At 61.6% G+C, this 21,442-nt stretch carries 16 protein-coding genes; 6 read left to right on the forward strand and 10 right to left on the reverse strand.

Translation table 11 applies throughout. The features are described 5' to 3' along the window. Window positions 1-142 precede the first annotated feature (142 nt). Complete coding sequence (locus tag BW09_RS10970) at window positions 143-364, reverse strand: hypothetical protein (protein ID WP_181161796.1); 222 nt, start codon at window positions 362-364, stop codon at window positions 143-145. 6 nt (window positions 365-370) lie between these two features. Here BW09_RS10970 and BW09_RS09940 point away from each other — a divergent pair, with 6 nt between their 5' ends. Together BW09_RS09940 and BW09_RS09945 are read left to right on the forward strand one after the other, a co-directional pair. Continuing rightward, the gene (locus tag BW09_RS09940) at window positions 371-2,899 is read left to right on the forward strand and encodes a glycoside hydrolase family 2 TIM barrel-domain containing protein (RefSeq protein ID WP_181161795.1); all 2,529 of its coding nucleotides are present in this window, start codon (window positions 371-373) and stop codon (window positions 2,897-2,899) included. A gap of 42 nt (window positions 2,900-2,941) precedes the next feature. After that, window positions 2,942-4,510, forward strand: a complete 1,569-nt coding sequence (locus tag BW09_RS09945; protein WP_140463845.1) for an aldehyde dehydrogenase family protein — start codon at window positions 2,942-2,944, stop codon at window positions 4,508-4,510. Window positions 4,511-4,616: 106 nt separating this feature from the next. Here the strand turns inward: BW09_RS09945 and BW09_RS09950 are convergent, their stop codons facing one another. The 4 genes from BW09_RS09950 to purF form a co-directional block, all read right to left on the reverse strand. Then, window positions 4,617-5,330 (reverse strand): C40 family peptidase, encoded by a 714-nt coding sequence (locus BW09_RS09950; protein ID WP_044089938.1) that lies wholly within the window; start codon window positions 5,328-5,330, stop codon window positions 4,617-4,619. Window positions 5,331-5,429: 99 nt separating this feature from the next. Continuing rightward, on the reverse strand, window positions 5,430-6,701 hold the full coding sequence (purD, locus tag BW09_RS09955) for a phosphoribosylamine--glycine ligase (RefSeq protein WP_140463847.1): 1,272 nt from the start codon (window positions 6,699-6,701) through the stop codon (window positions 5,430-5,432). Window positions 6,702-6,808: 107 nt separating this feature from the next. Next, complete coding sequence (gene purM / locus BW09_RS09960) at window positions 6,809-7,855, reverse strand: phosphoribosylformylglycinamidine cyclo-ligase (protein WP_140463849.1); 1,047 nt, start codon at window positions 7,853-7,855, stop codon at window positions 6,809-6,811. 255 nt (window positions 7,856-8,110) lie between these two features. Next, entirely contained in the window at window positions 8,111-9,622 is a 1,512-nt protein-coding gene (purF, locus tag BW09_RS09965; RefSeq protein WP_140463851.1) for an amidophosphoribosyltransferase, read from the reverse strand. A 390-nt stretch (window positions 9,623-10,012) separates the two neighbouring features. Here purF and BW09_RS09970 point away from each other — a divergent pair, with 390 nt between their 5' ends. Both BW09_RS09970 and BW09_RS09975 read left to right on the forward strand, forming a co-directional pair. Next, window positions 10,013-11,629 (forward strand): type VI secretion protein ImpB, encoded by a 1,617-nt coding sequence (locus BW09_RS09970; protein ID WP_140463865.1) that lies wholly within the window; start codon window positions 10,013-10,015, stop codon window positions 11,627-11,629. Next, window positions 11,626-11,844 carry a hypothetical protein gene (locus BW09_RS09975; protein ID WP_044089933.1) on the forward strand — a complete coding sequence of 73 codons (219 nt, stop codon included), beginning with the start codon at window positions 11,626-11,628 and terminating at the stop codon, window positions 11,842-11,844. The genes BW09_RS09970 and BW09_RS09975 overlap by 4 nt, the downstream gene beginning before the upstream one ends. A 21-nt stretch (window positions 11,845-11,865) precedes the next feature. Here BW09_RS09975 and BW09_RS09980 read toward each other — a convergent pair whose 3' ends face one another. After that, window positions 11,866-12,843, reverse strand: a complete 978-nt coding sequence (locus BW09_RS09980) for an aldo/keto reductase family protein (protein ID WP_044089932.1) — start codon at window positions 12,841-12,843, stop codon at window positions 11,866-11,868. 239 nt (window positions 12,844-13,082) lie between these two features. On the opposite strand from BW09_RS09980, the gene BW09_RS09985 reads away from it, so the two are divergent. Further along, window positions 13,083-13,418 (forward strand): helix-turn-helix domain-containing protein, encoded by a 336-nt coding sequence (locus BW09_RS09985; protein ID WP_223847915.1) that lies wholly within the window; start codon window positions 13,083-13,085, stop codon window positions 13,416-13,418. Continuing rightward, on the forward strand, window positions 13,418-14,584 hold the full coding sequence (locus BW09_RS09990) for a type II toxin-antitoxin system HipA family toxin (RefSeq protein WP_238566972.1): 1,167 nt from the start codon (window positions 13,418-13,420) through the stop codon (window positions 14,582-14,584). Before BW09_RS09985 ends, BW09_RS09990 begins: the two co-directional genes overlap by 1 nt. On the opposite strand, the gene BW09_RS09995 is transcribed toward BW09_RS09990, so the two are convergent. The 4 genes from BW09_RS09995 to purC form a co-directional block, all read right to left on the reverse strand. Beyond that, a complete protein-coding gene (locus tag BW09_RS09995) occupies window positions 14,565-15,140 on the reverse strand; it encodes a DNA-deoxyinosine glycosylase (RefSeq protein ID WP_241451218.1) in 576 nt (191 codons plus the stop codon). The genes BW09_RS09990 and BW09_RS09995 overlap by 20 nt on opposite strands. Next, window positions 15,131-16,498, reverse strand: a complete 1,368-nt coding sequence (locus BW09_RS10000) for a lactonase family protein (RefSeq protein WP_258185072.1) — start codon at window positions 16,496-16,498, stop codon at window positions 15,131-15,133. Before BW09_RS10000 ends, BW09_RS09995 begins: the two co-directional genes overlap by 10 nt. 147 nt (window positions 16,499-16,645) lie before the next feature. Beyond that, window positions 16,646-20,404, reverse strand: a complete 3,759-nt coding sequence (locus BW09_RS10005) for a phosphoribosylformylglycinamidine synthase (protein WP_140463853.1) — start codon at window positions 20,402-20,404, stop codon at window positions 16,646-16,648. Between the two features lie 182 nt (window positions 20,405-20,586). Then, window positions 20,587-21,339: a phosphoribosylaminoimidazolesuccinocarboxamide synthase gene (gene purC, locus BW09_RS10010; protein ID WP_044089927.1), complete on the reverse strand. Its 753-nt coding sequence runs from the start codon at window positions 21,337-21,339 to the stop codon at window positions 20,587-20,589. Window positions 21,340-21,442 lie beyond the last annotated feature (103 nt).

Consider the following 21,442-nt stretch of genomic DNA (forward strand, 5'->3'; position numbering starts at 1 on the left):
GGGTTGTCCGTAGGCAGTGTGGCGAGCCGACAGGCGAGTCAGTAAAGTGCGGGCGTAGCCCGTCCGATATTGCTGTGACGTTGCCGTAAAGCCCACAGCCCAGTGGGCTGGTTTTTCGGGAATTGTTTGTGCTGAGGTTGGTTCAGTGCAAGGTTTTCTCGACGATTGGGTTTGTTTCGGGAATTTCTTGTGCTGACGTCTTTTCAGCGGTGGTTGTTTCTGCCGCAATCGTGCGCATCGCGCATATTCGGTGCTGCTGGCCTACAATAAGGCTATGCGGCGCGTCGATATCAATTCCCAGTGGCAGTTTCGGAGCATTGGCGGCAAAGGTTCCGGAGTATGGCAGTCGGTCACGTTGCCCCATGACGCGATGATTCACGAGCATCGCGATCCGGATACTGCGAACGGATACAATACCGGTTACTATCCGGGCGGCACGTATGAATACCGCACCACGTTACGTTTCGACGGTCGTCCGCCAGCCTCATGCCTGCTGGAATTCGAGGGCGTGTACCCGCATGCCACGGTGATGGTCAACGGCACTTTGGCGGGCGAGCTGACGTATGGATACGGTGACTATTATCTCGACATCGCGGCATTGCTGAAGCCCGGAACCAATACGCTGACCGTGGTAGTGGACAACTCCGATATTCCCAATTCGCGTTGGTATTCAGGCTCGGGAATCTACCGGCCGGTGTGGCTGTGGACCGCCGAGAGCGCGGATGCGATTCGACCGGATGGCGTGCATATCGAGGCCCTTGTCGTTGATGACATGGCCGAGGCGCCGACCGGTTACCACGTCAATGCCACGGTGACGATTGCCCTTGACGATCCACTCATCCTCGGTCAGTATCTCGATGTCACCATCATCGATGCGCAGGGAGAGGTCGCGGCCCAATTCCAGGAGGGGAGCGGCACCATTGGCACCATTGAGGATGCTCGACTCTGGTCGCCGGATTCGCCCACATTGTATACCGCACTCATCGAATTGCATGCCGATGACGGCATATTGCTCGACACCCATACCGAACGGTTCGGCATCCGAACCCTGACCTGCGACGCCACGCATGGCTTGCGACTCAACGGCAGGCGCACACTGCTCAACGGTGGCTGCGTGCATCACGACAACGGCATCCTCGGCGCCGCCACCATGCCGCATGCCGAATTTCGCCGCGCGCGCATACTGAAACAACAAGGCTTCAACGCCGTCCGTTCGGCGCACAACCCACTGTCCAAGGCGTTCCTCGACGCCTGTGATGAAGTGGGACTGCTCGTTATGGACGAGGCGTTCGACATGTGGTGGATGCACAAGACCAGCTACGATTACGCCAGTGATTTCCGCGACCATTACGCCGACGATCTGGCATCGATGATCCGCAAGGACCGCAACCATCCCAGCGTGGTGCTGTATTCCATAGGCAATGAGATTGCGGATACCAAGTCACCGCGTGCCGCCGACGCGGCGCGATCCATGCGCGCCATCATCCGTTCTCTGGACACCAGCCGCCCGATCATCGACTGCGTGAACCCGATTTCGCTGTCCATAGCCGCGAAAACCAAGGCCGGCATGGACCAGCATGACATCACAGTGGAAGGGGAACCGGGGCTCAACACCACACTCGAACACGCCTCGGGACCGATCATGCTGTCGATCATCGACAGACTCATGCCGGCTGCGCTCGCCACCGGCATCATGGATCGGCAGAGCAATGCGGTGTTCGATGAAGTGGATGTGGCGGGGTTGAACTATTGCCGCCAGGGGCCCGAATGGTTCCACCGCCGGCATCCCAACCGGGTGTTCTGCGCCAGCGAGACCTATCCGCAGGAGATCATCGATACGTGGTCCACCGCTCAACGGCTGCCGTACATGATCGGCGACTTCGTGTGGACCGGCTGGGATTACATCGGCGAAGCGTCGGTCAGCGCATGGGCCTATTCGAATCCGGAGCCATACGGTTGGATGTGCCAATACGGCGACCATATGGCTTTGCGCGGCCATCTGACCGGCCCATACCGACGGTATCCGGGATTGTTGGGCGGCTCCGGTCTTATCGACATTACCGGCGAGCCGACCGGACAGATGCTGTACCGGCAGATCGTCACCGGTATGCGGCGCACCCCGGCCATCACCGTACGTCCCATGCAGCTGCTGTATGGAGCGGGTTCATCCTCATCCCGCGTCGGTCGCACCGCGCGGTTCATAGAGCGAGGGCATGACGGTGTAGCCAGCTGGTCATGGGCTGGATATGAGGGGCGGGAAGCCATAGTCCAGGTGTATTCGGGTGGCAGAAGCGTGGAACTGTCGCTGAACGGACGTCATGTCGGACGTGCGCCGGTGCGCCGGTGCATGGCGGAATTCCGGGTCCCGTATGAGCCCGGTACGATCACCGCGACGGCCTATGACAGCGGAGGACAGCCGATAGCCGACAGTTCGCTGACCTCGGCCGGTCGGGAATTCATGGTCACCACGGTATTCGAACGGGTTCCCAACCCATATCCGCGAGACGATCCTCGATGGAACGGCGAGGAGCTGGTCTATGAATCCATAGCGCTTACGGACGCGAAAGGCGAAGTGCACGTCACCGATGATCGCGCCATCACCGTGCTTCAGGATGGCAGTGTGCTCGTAGATGCACCTGAGGGGAAGCCGGTGGGCGGCAGAGATCGAGCATATGTTTCACAGAGTGTTTCACGGCATGAGGGCGGCGTGCCAACCCATGTGTCGAACGCCGATGCGGAACTGAATGCCGTACTCGCCCATGCCACGTTGCTCGGGGCGGCCAGTGCCAATCCCATCACCTTCGATGAACTCGCCGGCAACACCTGCACCACGTACTTCGGTCGGGCGCAGGCCATATGGCGGGCCGAAAACAGGGCGTATGAATCGTATGAACCGTGATGCGCGATGCCGATGACGCGCACTTATCTGAAAGGCCTTGACATGACCACTGGAACCGATGCCTTCGCCAATCTCAAGCGTGCATATGCCTCTGGGCGCACGCGTCCGCTTGCCTGGCGCCGCGCGCAACTCGATGCGTTGCGACGCCTGATTGATGAGCACCGTCAGGATTTCGTGGCTGCGCAGACCGCCGATCTGGGCAAACCCGCCATGGAGACCGTGCTGATGGAGCTTGACTTGATAGTCTCCGAAGCGCGTTTCGTGCGCAATCGGATGGGGATCTGGTCGGCCCGACGCCCGGTGCCGATGCCGTGGGCTCTGCAGCCCGCCGCAGGGTGGACGATCGCCGAGCCCAAGGGTGTGGTGCTGATCATCGCACCGTGGAATTATCCGGCGTTGCTGGCGTTGGAGCCATTGGCCGATGCGCTCGCTGCGGGCAATGCCGTATGTGTCAAGCCGTCGGAGCTGGCGTCCAACACGTCGAAACTCATCGCGCAGCTTCTGCCGCAATATCTTGATGCGGAAGCGGTCGCCGTGGTGGAAGGGGGCGCCAAGGAGACCGGTGAACTGCTCGACCAGCCGTTCGACCATATCTTCTACACCGGTGGCGAGCGTGTCGGAAGAATCGTGATGACTGCGGCGGCGCAGCACCTGACGCCGGTCACGTTGGAGCTCGGCGGCAAATCGCCATGCTTCGTGGATGGTTCCGTCGATCTGAACGTGGCGGCCAGACGCATCGCGTGGGGCAAATTCTCCAATGCCGGGCAGACCTGCGTTGCGCCGGATTATGTGCTGGCTACACCGGATATCGCCGAGGTGCTGGCCAAACGCATCGGTGTGGCGATAGGCGAATTCTTCGGCAAGGATCCCGCTGTGTCGTCGGACTATGGGCGGATCGTCAACAATCGCCATATCGAGCGGCTCTGCAAGCTGCTGCCGGCCGGTACCGTGCCAGCTGAGGAGCCGAGCTCTCCGCTGGTGCAGGTGGCGTCAGTGGTCGGTGCTGCAGTGGACATGGTCGGTCGTCGTATCACCGCCGCCCGCGCGGATGAGACGACCGATGGGGAAAAGGCGAAACGTGACGGGCATGCCGACATCCTTACAGTGCCCGGCGTTATGGATCCGGCGGGTCGTGTGATGTGCGGTGGCGTGGTCGACCGCGCCACAAGGTATATGGCACCCACGGTGCTGTTCGGCACGCAACCGGATGCGGCTGTGATGGGGGAGGAGATTTTCGGTCCCATTCTGCCGATTCTGGTGGTCAAGGATGCGCGTGCGGCCATTCATTTCATCAACAGCCGTCCACGCCCGCTGGCTGCCTATGTGTTCTCCCGTAACCGGTCTGTCCGTCTGGCGTTCGAGCGTGAAACGTCGTCCGGGTCTCTGGGATATTCATTGACGTTGGCGCAGCTGCTGTCCAGCCGATTGCCGTTCGGCGGCGTGGGGGCCTCGGGCATGGGTTCCTACCATGGCAAGGCCGGGTTCGAGACGTTCAGCCATATCAAGACGGTGGTCTCCAAGACTCAATGGCCTGATACGATGCAGGCGGTGTATCCACCGTTCAATGCTTGGCGTACCCGGATCGTCGATTGCATCATTGCATTGAGCTGAGTTCGAGTCGAGGCCATAGCTGGATATGGAAGGATATGGAATGGGGGATGTATGTCATCATGCATCCCCCATTCCTGTGCGCGAACGTTGTGCTGATTACTTCAACTTACTTCAGCACACGGTAATAGCTCATACCGCTCATCACCGCAGTGACCTGCGTGCCCTGCGCCGGCGTCATGGCATGAATCATCAGACCGTTGCCGATGTAGATGCCGGCGTGCGTGGCGCTGATCATCAAATCGCCGGGCTGCGGATCGGTGACCAGCGTGCCTGCGGAACCTTGGTCCGCAGCGATACGAGGCAGACTGATGCCGAAGTGGGCGAACACGTACTGGGTGAAACCGGAGCAATCCCAGCCATCGGGGGTGGTGCCTCCATAGACATATGGGGCTCCCTGGAACTGCAATGCGAACGCGACGAGATCGGTGGCATTTCCGGAGACAGGCACGTCATTGGCTGCGACGGCGGTGCGGGATGCGCTGCGGCTGGCTGCCTCGGCGGCGGAATCCGCAGCTGCCTGAGCTGCCTGAGCGGCCTGGGCTTGCTCTGCGGCTGCGTCCTTCTCGGCTTGGGACTGAGTTTGAGGCACATTCAATGATTCGACATCGCCCCAGTCGCCGTTGCTGTCGGTGGACGTCGATTCCACGCCGACGGTGATGCGCTTGGTGGATTTGTAAGCAGGAAACGCACGAGCCGAAGAGACAGCTCCGGAGGCACTGTCTGCTGCGTTGGCCATGGGGACAAAGCCCAGCGGAAGTGCGAGAGCAGCGATGCAGGCAGCTGATGCGGCGAACGTGCCGACGTGATTGATGGTCACCATGGATGCAATGATTCCTTCCACACAAACTGCCTACCAATATAGCGTTGCCCCTGTACCTCACGCGAAAGGTACAGGGGCAACGCCGAGGACGCTCCGTAATCAGTCATTCAGGGCTTTGAAACCGATGTCGTGGCGATAGAACATCCCCCGCCAATCCAGTTTGTCGATGATCGAGTACACCTTGTCCTGCGCGGACTTGATGTCAGGGGCGGAGGTCTCGACGAGGAGCACGCGGCCGGAATCGGCGACGAGTCCGCCCTTGCCGTCGGAGACGACGCCGGCATAGTAGACGTGGGAGTCCTCATCGACGGGGATTTCAGGGACGCGCGCGCCCTTGATGACATGCTCCGGATATCCCTTGGATGCGAGGACGACGCCCAAGGTGGCATTGGTTTCATCCCAAGTGAATTCCGGAGTCCCGCCGTTGAGGATCTCGCTGATGCCGGCACCGATGTCGGAGGTGAGCTTGGGGAGCACGACTTCGGTTTCCGGGTCGCCGAAGCGGGCGTTGAATTCGATGACTTTGGGGCCGTTGGCGGTGGCGATCAGGCCGGCGTAGAGGATGCCGGTGAACGGGGTGCCTTCCTCGGCCATGCCTTCGACGGTCGGACGCACGATGGTGTCGATGGCCTCGTCGATGACGGATTGGGGAATCTGCGGCACGGGGCTATAGGCACCCATGCCGCCGGTGTTCGGGCCTTCGTCGCCATCGTGGGCGCGCTTGTGGTCCTGGGAGATGGGCATAGGCCAGAATTCGGTGCCGTTGACGAAGCTCATCAGGGAGAATTCCTGGCCTTCGAGGAAGTCCTCGATGACGACTTTGGCTCCGGCGGAGCCGAAACGATGGTCGACGAAGATGTCTTCGAGCGCTCGGATGGCGGTGTGCAGGTCCATGGCCACGGTCACGCCCTTGCCGGCTGCGAGACCGTCGGCTTTGATGACGATGGGGGCGCCATGTTCGTTGACGTATTCCTTGGCCAGTTCCAGATCGCTGAAGGTCTGGTACTTGGCGGTGGGAATGTTGTGACGCGCCATGAGCTGCTTGGCGAAGTCCTTGGAACCCTCGATCTGGGCGGCGGCCTTGTTCGGGCCGAATGCTTTGATGCCGGCCTTGGCGAAATCGTCCACGATGCCTTCGATCAGCGGTACTTCAGGGCCGACGAACACCCAGTCATACCCGTTCTGCTGCACGAACTCGATGAGCGCGGCGTGATTCGACTGGCTGAGCTGCGTGATGCGGATACCATCGCCGACCATGCCCGGATTGCCCGGAGCCACGGTGACCTCATCGACGCTGGAGCCCTTGAGCAGGGTGTGGGCGATGGCGTGTTCGCGCGCACCGGAACCGATGACCAGAACCTTCTGACCCATCCTTATTGTGTCCTTTCCTGATTCTGCTGAAAGTCTATACGGGGTTATGCTCGCTGGTGCGAGCATGCTGGGGTCCTGGAGTTCTTTACTCCAGGACCCTTCGGGGATCACATGCCCTTGTGCAGCTGAACGCGGGTGCCGTCGACGTCCTTGACGATCTTGCCGACGGTGTAGTGCTTCTCGTTCTCGGCGTCAAGCACTCGTTCGACTTCGGCCACCTTGTCGGGGGCGACGATAAGCACCATGCCGATGCCCATGTTGAAGATGTTGTACATTTCGAGTTCATCGACATTGCCGAGGTTCTGCAGCAGGCGGAAGATTGGCGGGACGTCCCAGCTGGTGATATCGAACGCGGCGGCGAGGCCTTCGGGGATGATGCGCGGCACCTTTTCCACGAACGCGCCACCGGTGATGTGCGCCACGCCGTGCAGCAGGTCGTCGCCGGCGAACAGGGGCTTCAGCGGCTTCGCGTAGATGCGCGTGGGCTTCAGGATCTCCTCGCCCAGCGTTTCGCCGCCCAGCTCTTCGGGCTTGGAATCGACGGTCAGGTCGTGGTCCTTGAACAGGATCTTGCGCACCAGGGAGTAGCCGTTGGAGTGGATGCCGGAGGAGGGCAGGCCGATGAGCACGTCGCCCTCGGCGATGGTGCTGCCATCGATGATCTTCGACTTTTCCACGACGCCGACGGTGAAGCCAGCCAAGTCGTATTCGTCGGCATCGTACATGTCGGGCATTTCCGCGGTTTCGCCACCGACCAGTGCGGCGCCGGCGTCCACGCAGCCGTCGGCCACGCCCTTGACGACCTGCTCGAGCAGGGCCGGATCGTTCTTGCCGCAGGCGATGTAGTCAAGGAAGAACAGCGGCTCGGCGCCCTGGGCGAGGATGTCGTTGACGCACATGGCCACGCAGTCCTGGCCGATGGTGTCATGCTTGTTCATCATCTTGGCCACCATGAGCTTGGTGCCCACGCCATCCGTGCCGGAAACCAGCACCGGTTCCTTATAGCCAAGGGAGGCGAGGTCGAACAGACCGCCGAAACCGCCGATGCCGCCTGCGCCGGGACGTGCGGTACGTGCCACATGCGACTTGATGCGGTTGACGACTTCGTATCCGGCTTCGACGCTTACGCCGGCGTTCTCATATGCTTTTGGCATGAATGGGCCTTTCTAGTATTCCGGCTTCCTTGATGGGGAAGCCGTCTGCAGAGCTGGTTTCATGTATCAGGTTCTCCTGTCAAGGAGATCTGAAGATCGGTTCCGTTATCATCCGGTTCCCCTTGTCAGGGGAGGTCTGAAGAGATTGGTTTCGATATTATCCGGCTCCCCTTGTCAGGGGAGCTGTCAGCGGAAGCTGACTGAGGGGTAGTCAGGTAGTTCAGGTAGTCAGGGCGATGGCGCGCGGCAACGAGGCTACACGGCTTCAGGCTGCACGGTGTTGTACTCGTTGCCGACGTACTTGCTCTTGTACAGCGCGAATTCCGGCAGCCGCACGCGATCTTCCGGGGTGAGCGACTTGAGGAAGTCGGCCTCGTAATCATCGAGGGCGGTGGGGTAGTCGCCGTTGAAGTAGGCGACGCACAGACCACCATAGGGCGCGTCGGCGTTGAGCCCGATGGATTCCACCAGACCGTCGAGCGACAGATATGCCAGGGAGTCGGCGCCGATGTAATCGCGGATCTCCTCCACGCTCTTCTTGGCGGCGATCAGCTCCTTGGTGGTGGAGATGTCGATGCCATAGAAGCACGGGTATTTGAGCGGCGGCGAGCTGATGCGCATATGCACTTCGGCCGCGCCGGCCTCCTTGAGCAGCTGTACGATGCGCTTGGAGGTGGTGCCGCGCACGATGGAATCGTCGATGACGATGACGCGCTTGCCCTTGACCACGCCGCGTACGGCGGACAGCTTCATCCTCACACCCTGTTCGCGCAGCTCCTGCGTGGGCTGGATGAAGGTGCGTGCCACATACTGGTTCTTGATCAGACCCATTTCGTTGGGCAACCCGGCTGCCTCCGCGTAACCGGATGCGGCGGAGAGCGAGGAGTTCGGCACACCGATCACCATGTCCGCATCCACGGGGGCCTCGGCGAAGAGGCGCGCGCCCATGCGCTTGCGGGCGGAGTGCACATTGATGCCGTAGATGTCGGAATCCGGGCGGGCGAAGTAGATGTATTCCATCGAGCAGATGGCCAGCTGCGTGTTGTTGGTGTACTGGATGATCTTGTAGCCGTGGTCGCTGACCACCACGATCTCGCCGGGGCGTATGTTGCGCACCAGCTCGGCGCCGACTACGTCCAACGCGCAGGTTTCGGAGGCGAGCACGTAGGCGCCGTTCTTCATCTTGCCGAGGGAGAGCGGGCGGAAGCCGTTCGGGTCGAGTGCGCCGATCATGGCGTTCTCGGTCATAAGCAGGTAGGCGAAGCCGCCGTGCACGGTGTTGAGCGCTTCCTTGAGCTTGTCCATGAAGGTGCGCTGCAGGGATCGACGGATGAGGTGCATGAGCACTTCGGTGTCGGAATTCGAATGGAAGATCGCGCCTTCATCCTCGAGCTTGCGGCGCAATGACGGGCAGTTGGTCAGGTTGCCGTTGTGGCACAGGGCCACGTCGCCGTCATGGAAGCGGAAGATGAACGGCTGGATGTTGTCCGTGGTGCCGGAGCCTGCAGTGGCGTAGCGCACGTGGCCGATGGCGCGGTTGCCTTTGAGCCGCTCGATTTCCCGCTCGTCGCCGAACACCTGGGTGAGCAGGCCGAGGCCGCGGTGGCCGATGAGATGGCCGTTGTCATTGGAGACGATGCCAGCGCCTTCCTGGCCGCGATGTTGCAATGCGTGCAAGCCGAAATAGGTGAGCCGGGCGGCGTCAGGGTGTCCCCACACGCCGAAGATGCCACATTCCTCATGAATGTCTTCGAGTTCAGCCGACAAGCCAAAGCTCCTTTTTCAAACAGGGGGTTAACTATCTGTCAACCCTACCAATCGGCGGCTACATCGCCGTGTTGTGGGGTGCATGGTCTTCTTTTCTTCCTCCTCGGGTCGAGTGGCGCTGTCCCGGCGCAAGGATTTCGGGGAATCGTCCCCATCATCCCGGATTTCTTGCGCTGGAGCTGGCGTAGTGCAAGGATTCCGGGACGAGTGGGATGATTTCCGGGATTTCTTGCGCTGAGGTGGGTGGGTTCGGGAGGTTGGTTGGGGAGGTTTGGCGCGGGTCGTCTGATTCTCGGGTTCGACACGAACATATCGAACAAATGTTCGACTGTTTTGGTATCATGGGCGTGCCTGGAAATCATAAGGGATGCGACCGAAGGGAGGCGGATGATGGTTCGGGAGACACATACGTATCTCGCAATCGATCTCAAATCCTTCTATGCTTCCGTGGAATGCGCGGCGCTGAATCTGGACCCATTGACCACGCACCTGGTGGTGGCGGACGAGAGCCGCACCGACAAGACCATATGTCTGGCCGTCTCGCCGTCGCTCAAGGCGTATGGCATTCCGGGGCGCGCGCGTCTGTTCGAGGCGAAGCAGCGTCTGGCGGCGGTCAATATGGAGCGCGCCCTCCATACGCCTACGGGCCGATTCATCGGAGAGTCCTGCGACGCCAATGATCTGGCGGCATGCGCATCGCTCAAGGCCTCGATGATCATCGCCAAACCGCGCATGGCGCATTACCTGCAGGTGAGCGGGAAGATCTACGGCATATACCTGAAATACGCGGCTCCCGAACACATCCATGTGTATTCGATCGATGAGGTGTTCATCGATGCGACGCCATACCTGCGTGCCTTGAAGATGACGCCGCATGAGATGGCTATGACCATCGTGCGGGAGATTCTCGCCGAGACGGGTATCACCGCCACGGCGGGCATCGGCACCAACCTGTATCTGGCCAAAATCGCCATGGATATCGTGGCCAAGCATATGCCGGCCGACAAGGACGGCGTGCGGGTGGCGGAGCTTGATGAGATGTCGTATCGTCGATTGCTCTGGAACCATAGGCCGCTCACTGATTTCTGGCGGGTGGGGCGAGGCTATGCCCGCAAACTCGAGCATGCCGGCCTGCTGACCATGGGGGATATCGCCCGTTGCTCGGTGGGGCGGGCTTCGGATTACTACAACGAGGATTTGCTGTACCGCATGTTCGGCGTGAACGCCGAGTTGCTGATTGACCATGCGTGGGGCTGGGAGTCGTGCACCATCGCGGATATTAAGTCATATGAACCGGATGGGCACAGCACCAGCATCGGGCAGGTGCTCACCGGGCCGGCCGACTGGCGTACGGCCCGACTTATCGTCAAGGAGATGGCGGACGCGCTGGCGCTTGATCTTGAGGCCAAAGGTGTCAGGACCAATCGCCTGACATTGGCCATCGGCTATGACATCGGCAGCCTGAATCCCCGGAAACTTGACGGCTGCGAGGACAAATCGATGCGACGGATGGCGGAGTACGCCAAGAATCACTATCAGGGTGACGTCTCCTATGACCGTTATGGGCGTGCGGTGCCCAAACCGTCGGTCGGTTCCATCGGATTGGAGGGATTCACGTCATCCGCGGCCAGCATCCGGCCGTCCATGGCCTCCTTGTTCGAGCGCATCGCCAACCCGATGCTGTTGGTGCGTCGGCTGACCGTTATCGCCGATGATCTGGCCACGCTTGATGAGCTGGCGGTCGGCAAGCGGTATGAGCAGCTCGATCTGTTCGCCGACGAGCCGTCGGGCGCTGGGTTGGGCGGCGATGGGGCGGATGACGGCGGTGACGGTTCAGCGGAGCAACCGGAAAATGGCATTGGAGGGAAAGGAGAGCAGAACATCCAACGCACACTGCTTGATGTGAAGCGACGCTTCGGTCGCAATGCCGTCATCAAGGCCATGGATCTGGAGGACGGCGCCACCGGCATCGCGCGCAATACGCAGATCGGAGGCCATAGCGCATGACGCTGCAGGAGACTCACCGTTACGACGACATCATCGATTTGCCGCATCATGTCTCACGCCGGCATCCGCAGATGTCCCGTCACAACCGCGCCGCCCAGTTCATGCCGTTCGCCGCCTTGACCGGCTATGACCAGGTCATCGAACAGGTGGCGAAAAACGCCGAAATCCGCATCGCCAAGGCCGAGGCCCAAGGCGATACGGATTTCGGAGCCTGATGTGGGCTGGCTGAGACGGAATCAGCCCACGTGGCGTTCGAAGCGGTGGAAGCCGGTGATCTTGTCGATTTCGGCCATCGCGTCGGCGGGGATCACAAAGCCGGAGGCCTTGATGTTGTTCTCCAGCTGGCTCGGCTTGGAGGCACCGGCGATCACGCAGCTGATCTCCGGGTGCTGCAGGATCCACGCCATCGACAGCACCGGCAGGTTCGTGCCGAGCTCCTCGGCGACCTTGCGCAGACGCTCGACCTTGTCGAGGTTCTCGTCGGTGAGCAGGTCGTTGATCTGGTGATCGGACTGCCAGGTGGCGCGCGAACCGGCCGGCAGCGGCTGACCCTTGCGGTACTTGCCGGTCAGCAGGCCCTGTGCGAGCGGGGAGAACGTGGTGATGCCGATGCCCAGTTTGCGGCAGGTGCCCATGATCTCATGCTCGATGTAACGGTCCTGCAGGTTGTACTGCGGCTGCACCACGGTGATTGGGTAGAGGTTGTAGCGGTCGATGATGCGCTGTGCCTCCTCGAGGCGGGCGGAGCCCCACTCTTCGGAGACGCCATAGTAGAGCACCTTGCCCTGCGCCACCAGATCGCTCATGGCGCGCAGCGTCTCGGTCAGATCGGTGGTCTCGTCGAAGCGGTGGCAGAAGTACATGTCCAGATAGTCGAGCTGCATGTTCTTCAGCGTCTGGTCGATGCTTTCGAAGATATGCTTGCGGCTCAGGCCGCGGTCGTTCACGCCTTCGCCGGTGGGGAAGAAGACCTTGCTGGAGATGACCAGCTCCTTGCGGGGGTATTCCTTGAGAACCTCGCCGAGGAACCGCTCGGCCGCGCCGCCCGAATAGGCGTCCGCGCAATCGAAGAAGTTGACGCCCGACTCATAGGCGAGTCGTACGATGTCTCGCGCCGTGTCCAGCTGCGCGTCGTTCGTCAGCTGCGTCACCCAGCTTCCCAGTGCGATCTCGCTGATCTTCAGTCCGGACTTGCCCACGCTGCGGTACTTCATTGATGCTCCTTCGTTTGCAGCTCCTGCGGTTCCGCGTTCCACGCGCCGATCGGGTGTCTCCGTCGCAACCGGCCGTGAACGCTAACACGTCCATGGAAACACCTCAACCGCACTTGAACGCAAACCCGCACCGCGTCACCTCGCGTGTCGCAAGGCGCCGTTGGAACAATACAGTATAAAAAACTATCTATATATTAATAATAATGCTTCTAATAACTGGAAATTGCTAATATGTTGGTATGTTTACTTTGCTGGATGAAGTCATGCCGGGTGATGTGTCCGCCGGTATCGCACGTCGCATGGTCGCGCGCCGCAAGGAGCATGGCATGTCCCAAACGGCGTTGTCCTCCAAGTCGGGTGTCAGCCTCTCGTCGCTCAGACGGTTCGAGCAGTCACATGAGATTTCATTGACATCGTTGATCAACATAGCCTTCGCGTTGGGATGCGAGGGCGATTTCGAAGGACTGTTCGCACACCCGTACTACAGGGACATCGACGCCGTCGTCGCCGCACGTGGCGACTCCGGCAAGGTGGTCGGCGGGAAGGTTGGCGAGAAAGGCAGAAAAGCGCAGTGATGATGTCTCGCGATGAACTGGGAAACCTGGACGCGACCGTGGATCGTGTGCGCGTGATCTATGACGGGATGACCGTGGGATGGCTCACAATGGCTCCGTCCCGCACATTGGCATTCGCCTACGACCATGATTGGCTGACTGCCGGATTCAGCATCAGCCCTCTGTCGCTGCCACTGCGATCCGGCGTGTTCGTGGCCAAGCGAGACCCGCTCAACGGCATGTTCGGGGTGTTCGACGACAGCATGCCGGATGGTTGGGGAAGATTGCTGACCGATCGCATGCTACGGGAACGCGGTATTGATCCGTTCTCGGTCGGCCCGTTGACCCGATTGTCGATCGTGGGCGCCGGCGGCATGGGAGCGCTTGAGTACGAGCCGGCCGCATCGATGGATGACAGCGTATTCCCGACGGATCTGGACGACATAGCAGCGGAATGCGCCAGCCTGTTGGAAACGGATTTTTCGGATGATCTAGACACACTGTTCGCCCTCGGCGGTTCGTCCGGAGGTGCGCGTCCCAAGATCCTGACGGAAATCGACGGCGAGGAATGGATCATCAAATTCCCGTCCTCCATGGATCCCGCGAATATCGGCGAACAGGAGTATGCGATCTCCCGATTGGCGGTCGCCTGCGGCATCGACATGCCGGAAACACGGCTGTTCCCATCGAAGCGGTGCGCCGGGTATTTCGGTACTCGGCGGTTCGACCGAGTGAGCGGGCCGAACCACTCACGAACGAAGATTCATATGGTTTCGGCCGGAGGATTGTTGGAGACTTCCCACCGTCTCGCCAACCTCGATTACGGTCTGCTGATGCGGCTTACCATGCGCCTGTGCAACAGCGTGGAGGACTGCGAGCGTCTCTACAGGCTGATGTGCTTCAACGTATTCATCGGCAACCGGGATGATCATGCCAAGAACTTCTCATACCTGTATGACCGAGACAAAGGGGAGTGGCATCTGTCTCCCGGCTACGATCTGACCGAAAACCCCGGAATCAACGGCGAACACACCACCGCCGTGAACGGTAAAGGGCGGGGAATCACGATTGATGATCTGACGATGGTCGGCACACGCTCCGGCATCGCCCGTGCGCGGTGCATCTCCATAGCCAAGGACATCCGTGAGCGTGTGGCCGATGCGGGATTCATGGCAAGTATGGGATGAACGCCTCACGGTAGACGGCGATGAGGTGGTCGAGGCTCATCGAGGCGTTGGCCGGGCTGGTCGAGGGCAGCGGCGTCATCGGCACGTCGATGCCGTCCGCCGCCAACGTCGGAGCGATGAGACGGCGATACAGTTGCGCGGCCTTGGCACCGGTCGTGACGATGCGTGTGATCGGCGCGGTAGCGAGGATTGGCGCCGGATCGTTCGGCACGGCGTTGCGGATGCTCGCGTCGGACGCGCCCATGATGTCGCACGAGGCAATCACGTCCCACAACGCGACGTGATGCCGCAGGGCGAACCCGCGTCGCGACTGTGGCGTATCGCCCGCGACGTCCGTCGGATTGGCCGGGTCGGTGAATATCGCCTCCATCACAGGCCAGAACCGGTTGCGCGGATGCATGTAGTAGAACGACTCCTCGCGCGACTTCGGACTCGGCATCGATCCCAGCACCAGCACACGTGACGTGCCGTCCCACACCGGCCCGAATCCATGCTCCACATGTTTCACATGATGTTCCACACGGCTGTCCATGGCTGTACTGCGTTTCACAGGCATACGAACACGGTCGGGGAGCCGGAGGGAAGAGCGGCGACCCGTGTCGGCTCGCCGTCCGAAGCCAGATGGAAGACCGTCAGGCCGTTCGACACCTCGTTCGCCACGAGCAGGAGGTTTCCGACCGGCAGGATGTGCCGCGGACGGCTGCCGCCGCAGTCGACGCCGCGCCCGCGCCAACCCGGCTCGTCCTCCGGCGCAAGACGGGACAGGCGCTCACCGTCCCATGCCAACGCCACGATACGTTCCGAGCCGCGCAGACCCACATAGGCGATTCCGGAGATGTCGTTGTGCTGCGAGATATCGTGCACGGCAGCAGCCACCGCCGCATTGCCGGCATCATGTTTGTTGTCGTCTCCGTCTCCGGAGCCTGATGCATTGCCGTCCGCGTCTCCATCCGATTCGCCGCGCCGCAGAGCAGACCACGGTACGAAGGCCAAAGAAGCCGCCTGATCCAGCGGATCGCCACCAAGATCGACGGTCTGCAACACCTTGATGCTGGCGGTGTCGTCATTCGTGTCGAGTGCGCCGGTGGCATTCTCCGAGCCGAGTAGCGTCACCGTATTCGCCCACTCGCCGACCACGGCCACACGCCAATCGGAGCCGTTCGCCGCAGCATCCGCCGCGCCCGGAACGGGCAGCAGATGAAGGTCGCGCGGACCGGTGCCGGATGCCATCGGTACCTCGCCGGTTCGCTCAAGCCTGCCATGCTCCCAACGATGCACATAGATGCGATCAGCACCCAGATCGGTGGACAGCACGTGGCCGTCCTGTAAGGGCAGAATCCAATGCGCATGGGGGCCTTCCTGAGCGGGAAGCGGTCCGCGCCCTTTACCGGCAAGCACCTGTGTGGCCTCGAGCACAGAGCCGTCGGCGGCGATGGGATGCACGCACACATGGCCATCGGCGTAATTGGCCACGATAAGATGCTTCCCACCCAGATCGTCCACAGCTACCGCCGCGTGGGTCGGGCTGCTGCCCGGAGTCGGCACACGGGACAGCTCAGTCAAAGACAGCGCGGTTGTACGCGGGCCGGCGACGGTATCGGTGTCAACGGTGTCGGCATCGGAGACAGTGCCGCCATCCCAATCGATGCGGAATGACGCCACCTCATTGGTGTCCTCCAATACGGCATACAATGTGTCACCGTCACGCGTAATCCACGTGGGGGAGGGCACGTCGGCCAGAACTCCCTCCTTGTGCAACGACACTGCCTGCGTCATGCCATCGTCGTCAATCGATGTGTGCAACGTCAGCGCCTCGATGCCGGGGCATGATGAGCCGCGAAGAGCGCCAAACCCGCCGACTGCAAGTGTCATATCCCCATTACGGGTATCCATGTCATCCACGTCATGAGCCATGACATTCAATCTACTCCACTGCGACCCTGAGCCAAGGGGGAGTCCGAAATATCTGGAAAAACGGAAAGGCTGTTGCCTGCCGGAAACTCAGTCTCTTCCGGCAGGCAACAGCCTTTCCGTATTCATCTGGCGGATATCAGATGCGCATCAGGCGGTGAAGTACTCCACGCCGGCCTCGAAGATCGGCTGGACCTTGTCGCCGGGCACGTTGGCGTACAGGCCGTTGCCGGAACGCTCCGAATGACCCATCTTGCCGAAGACGCGGCCGTCCGGACTGGTGATGCCCTCGATGGCGAGCAGTGAACCGTTCGGGTTCACGGCAAGATCCATGCCCGGCACGCCGGCCTCGTCCACGTACTGCGTGGCGATCTGGCCGTTGGCCTTGAGCTTGGCCAGCACCTCGTCGGAGGCCACGAAGCGGCCTTCGCCATGGGAGATGGCCACGGTGTGCACGTCGCCGACCGAGGTCTTGGCCAGCCACGGGGACAGGTCGGAGGCCACACGCGTACGTACCAGACGGCTCTGGTGGCGGCCGATGGTGTTGAACGTCAGCGTCGGGCATTCGGCGGTCATCGGCACGATGTCGCCGAACGGCACCAGACCCAGCTTGATCAGGGCCTGGAAGCCGTTGCAGATGCCGAGCATCAGACCATCGCGGTTCTTCAGCAGGTCGCGCACCGCTTCGGTCACGGCCGGGGAGCGGAAGAACGCGGTGATGAACTTGGCGGAGCCGTCCGGTTCGTCACCGCCGGAGAAGCCGCCAGGAATCATCACGATCTGGCTCTTGTTGATTTCCTCCACCAGCGCTGCGGCGGATTCGGCCACGGCCTCGGGGGTGAGGTTGTTGACGATCAGCGTGTGCGCTTCGGCACCGGCGCGCTCGAAGGCGGCGGCGGAATCGTACTCGCAGTTGTTGCCCGGGAACACGGGGATGATCACACGCGGCTTGGCCACGGAAGCACCCGTGTACACAGTCTTCTTCACGCCGGATGCCTCGGTGTGGAAATCGATGGTCTCCACAGTCTGGTTCTTTTCCGCGCCCTTGGACCGGTACGGGAACACGGATTCGATGCCGCCCTCCCATGCGTTCTGCAGGTGAGCCAGATCGATGGTCTCGCCGGCGGCACGGAAGGCATAACCCTCCGTGGTCACACCGATCTCACCCACCTCGACCAGGTTGGAGACCGCCGGAATCTTCTCGTTGTCCGCAAGCTCCACGATGAACGAACCGTATGCGGGAGCGAACAGGTCGTCCACGGCGATGCCGTCGTTGAGGTCCACGCCGATGCCGTTGCCCACGGTCATCTTGAATAGGGCCTCGGCGGTGCCGCCATAGCCCGGTGTGGATACGGCCAGCGCGGTGTGGTGCGACGGGTCGGTCAGCTCCTCGACCAGCGCGAACGCGTCGAGCAGCGCATCCTTGTCCGGCGTGAGGCCGTCGGCCAAATACCGTGGCGCGATGCGCACGATGCGGTGACCGGCACCCTTGAACTCGGGGGAGGTGGCGCGCTTCATGTTGCCCACGGCCACGGCGAAGGAGATGAGCGTAGGCGGCACGTCCAAATCCTCGAAGGAGCCGGACATGGAATCCTTGCCGCCGATCGCGCCGGCGCCAAGGTCCACCTGGGCCATCAACGCGCCAAGCACGGCCGCCGTGGGCTTGCCCCAGCGTTCCGGCTCGTCGCGCAGCTTCTCGAAGTACTCCTGGAAGCTCAGGTATGCCTTCTCGTGTTCGAAGCCGGCTGCCACAAGCTTGGCCAGCGATTCGACCACGGACAGGTATGCGCCGGTGAACTGGTTCTTCTCCATGATGTACGGGTTGAAGCCCCAAGCCATCGCGGAGGCGGTGGTGGTCTCGCCGAACACCGGGAACTTGGCCACCATGGCCTCGTTCGGGGTGAGCTGCTTGACGCCACCGAACGGCATGAGCACGGTGCCCGCGCCGATTGTGGAATCGAAACGCTCGGAGAGTCCCTTGTTGGAGGCCACATTGAGGTTGGTGACGAGCGCGTGCATACGCTCGGCGAGCGAGCCGGAACGCCATTCGGCCGGCACCTCGTACGCCTGCTGCGCCTCGACGTGCACGACCTGATGCTTGGATGCGCCGTTGGAGGCCAGGAACTCGCGGGAGAGGTTCACGATCTCGTCGCCGTTCCAGGTCATCACCATGCGCGGGTCCTCGGTCACGGTGGCGATCACCGTGGCTTCGAGGTTCTCCTCGCGGGCATAGCCCAGGAACTCGTCCACATCGGCGGCGGCCACGTCCACGGCCATGCGCTCCTGCGATTCGGAGATGGCCAGCTCGGTGCCGTCCAGGCCCTCGTACTTCTTGGGCACGGTGTTGAGATCCACATACAGGCCGTCCGCCAGTTCGCCGACCGCCACGGACACGCCGCCCGCACCGAAGTCGTTGCAACGCTTAATAAGGCGGCAGGCGTCACCGCGACGGAACAGGCGCTGCAGCTTGCGCTCGACCGGAGCGTTGCCCTTCTGCACTTCGGCGCCGTCCAGCTCCAGCGACTCCACGTTATGTGCCTTGGAAGCGCCGGTGGCGCCGCCGATGCCGTCACGGCCGGTGCGACCGCCCAGGAGGATGATCTTGTCGCCGGGGGCCGGGGTCTCGCGGCGCACATGGTCGGCCGGGGTGGCGGCCACGACCGCGCCCACCTCCATACGCTTGGCCACGTAGCCGGGATGGTAGATCTCGTCCACCTGACCGGTGGCCAGGCCGATCTGGTTGCCGTAGGAGGAATAGCCGGCGGCAGCGGTGGTCACCAGCTTGCGCTGGGGCAGCTTGCCTTCCAGCGTCTCAGACACCGGCACTGTCGGATCGGCGGCACCGGTGACGCGCATGGCCTGATACACATAGGAGCGGCCGGATAGAGGATCTCGGATGCAGCCGCCGATGCAGGTGGCAGCGCCACCGAACGGCTCGATCTCAGTGGGGTGGTTGTGCGTCTCGTTCTTGAACAGGAACAGCCAGTCCTGATCCTCGCCGTTCACATCCACCTTGACCTTGACGGTGCAGGCGTTGATCTCCTCGGACTCGTCGAGACCGGTCAGGATGCCGTTCTTCTTGAGCCACTTGGCGCCAATCGTGCCCATGTCCATCAGGCATACGGGCTTGGCATCACGGCCCAGCTCATGGCGCATCGCCATGTAGCGGTCGAAAGCGGCCTTGACCACGGCGTCGTCGATGTCCACTTCGTCCAGCTCGGTGCCGAACGTGGTGTGGCGGCAGTGGTCGGACCAGTAGGTGTCGATCACCTTGATTTCGGTGATGGTGGGCTCGCGGCCCTCCTCGGTGAAGTACCGCTGGCAGAATTCCAGATCGGCCAGATCCATGGCAAGCCCGCGTTCGTCGATGAACCGCTGGCCCGCGGCCGCGTCCATCTCGTTGAATCCGGCGATGGCCTCCACCTTGCCCGGCATAGGTACCTGGGTCTTCAAGGTCGCCTTGGTGTCCAGACTGGCCTCGCGCGCCTCGACCGGGTTGATGACGTACTTTTTGATGGTCTCGATGTCCGCATCGGTCAGATTGCCTTCGAGGGCGTACAGCTTCGCGGAACGCACGGTCGGACGCTCGCCTTGGGAGATGAGCTGGATGCATTCGGCCGCCGAATCGGCGCGCTGATCGAACTGTCCGGGCAGGAATTCGGTGGCGAACACCTTGGCGTCGCCGAAATCGGGCAGATCGTAGGACACGTTATCCACCTGCGGTTCGCTGAACACGGTGGGCACGGTCTGATTGAACAGGTCTTCGGAAATGCCTTCCGCATCGTAACGGTTCACGATGTGCAGGGCCTTCAGGCCGCTGATGCCCAGGATGGTGCGCAGCTCGCCGGCAAGCTGCTGCGCCTCGACATCAAAGCCGGGTTTCTTCTCCACGTACACGCGGAAAACCATGGGGTTCCTTTCTCAACAAATCAAAGCTGGAATGGATTTGGCTCCCTTCGATGAGGGAAGCTGACGTGGTAGATGACCGATGGGAGCCGTGGCTGCGAGACCATTGGTCCTCCCCTCAAATCAGCGTCACTGACAGCTCCCTCACCGAGGAGAGCCAAATGCGGTATGTTGCAGCGTGTGCGTCACTCGGCGACTTCGATGCCTTCGGACTTGGCCAGCTCGGCCAGACGCTCCTCGATCTCCTCGTAGGCCGGGATGATCGAGCCGAGGCCGCGGCGGAACAGGTCCTTGTCCAGGTGCTCCACCTTGCCGGAATGGTCACGCTGGTCCCACAGGCGGCAGGAATCCGGGGTGATCTCGTCGGCCAGCAGCAGCGTGCCATCGGAGGCGCGTCCCATCTCGATCTTGAAGTCCACGAGCTTGACGTCGATCTTGGCGAAGATCTCGATCAGGGCCTCGTTGATCTTGCGGGCCAGCGGGGCGATCTCGGCCAGATCCTCGCGGGTGCAGACGCCCAGAGCCACCAGGTCATCGTCGTTGACGAACGGATCATGCAGATCGTCGTTCTTCAGGAAGTACTCGAGCACCGGCTCCTTGAGCGGCAGGCCCTCCTCCACGCCGAGACGCGAGCAGAAGTGACCGGCGGCCACATTGCGCAGCACGATCTCGAGCGGGAACATGTTCACCTTGCGCACCAGCTGGCCGGTGGCGTTCACACGCTTGACGAGGTGGCTGTCAATGCCGCGCTTCTTGAGCAGGTCGAAGATGATGGTCGTGATGAGGTTGTTCAGACGGCCCTTGCCGGTGAAGTCTTCCTTCTTCTCACCGTCGCCGGCGGTGGCGGTGTTCTTGTATTCGACCCACAGAATCTCGGGATCGTCGGTTGCGTACAGTTGCTTGGCCTTGCCCTCGTAGAGCTTTTCCAGTTTCTCCATGACTGCCTTCCAAATCGTGCTGAAGAGCGGATTTCTGGGTGAACTAACGGTAAAAAGGGTACCAATCGCCGGGGATATCCGACATGTACGGAGCGCCTGTTCC

It is taken from the genome of Bifidobacterium sp. UTCIF-1, assembly GCF_006408915.1.
In the GTDB taxonomy this organism is placed as follows: Bacteria; Actinomycetota; Actinomycetes; order Actinomycetales; family Bifidobacteriaceae; genus Bifidobacterium; species Bifidobacterium reuteri.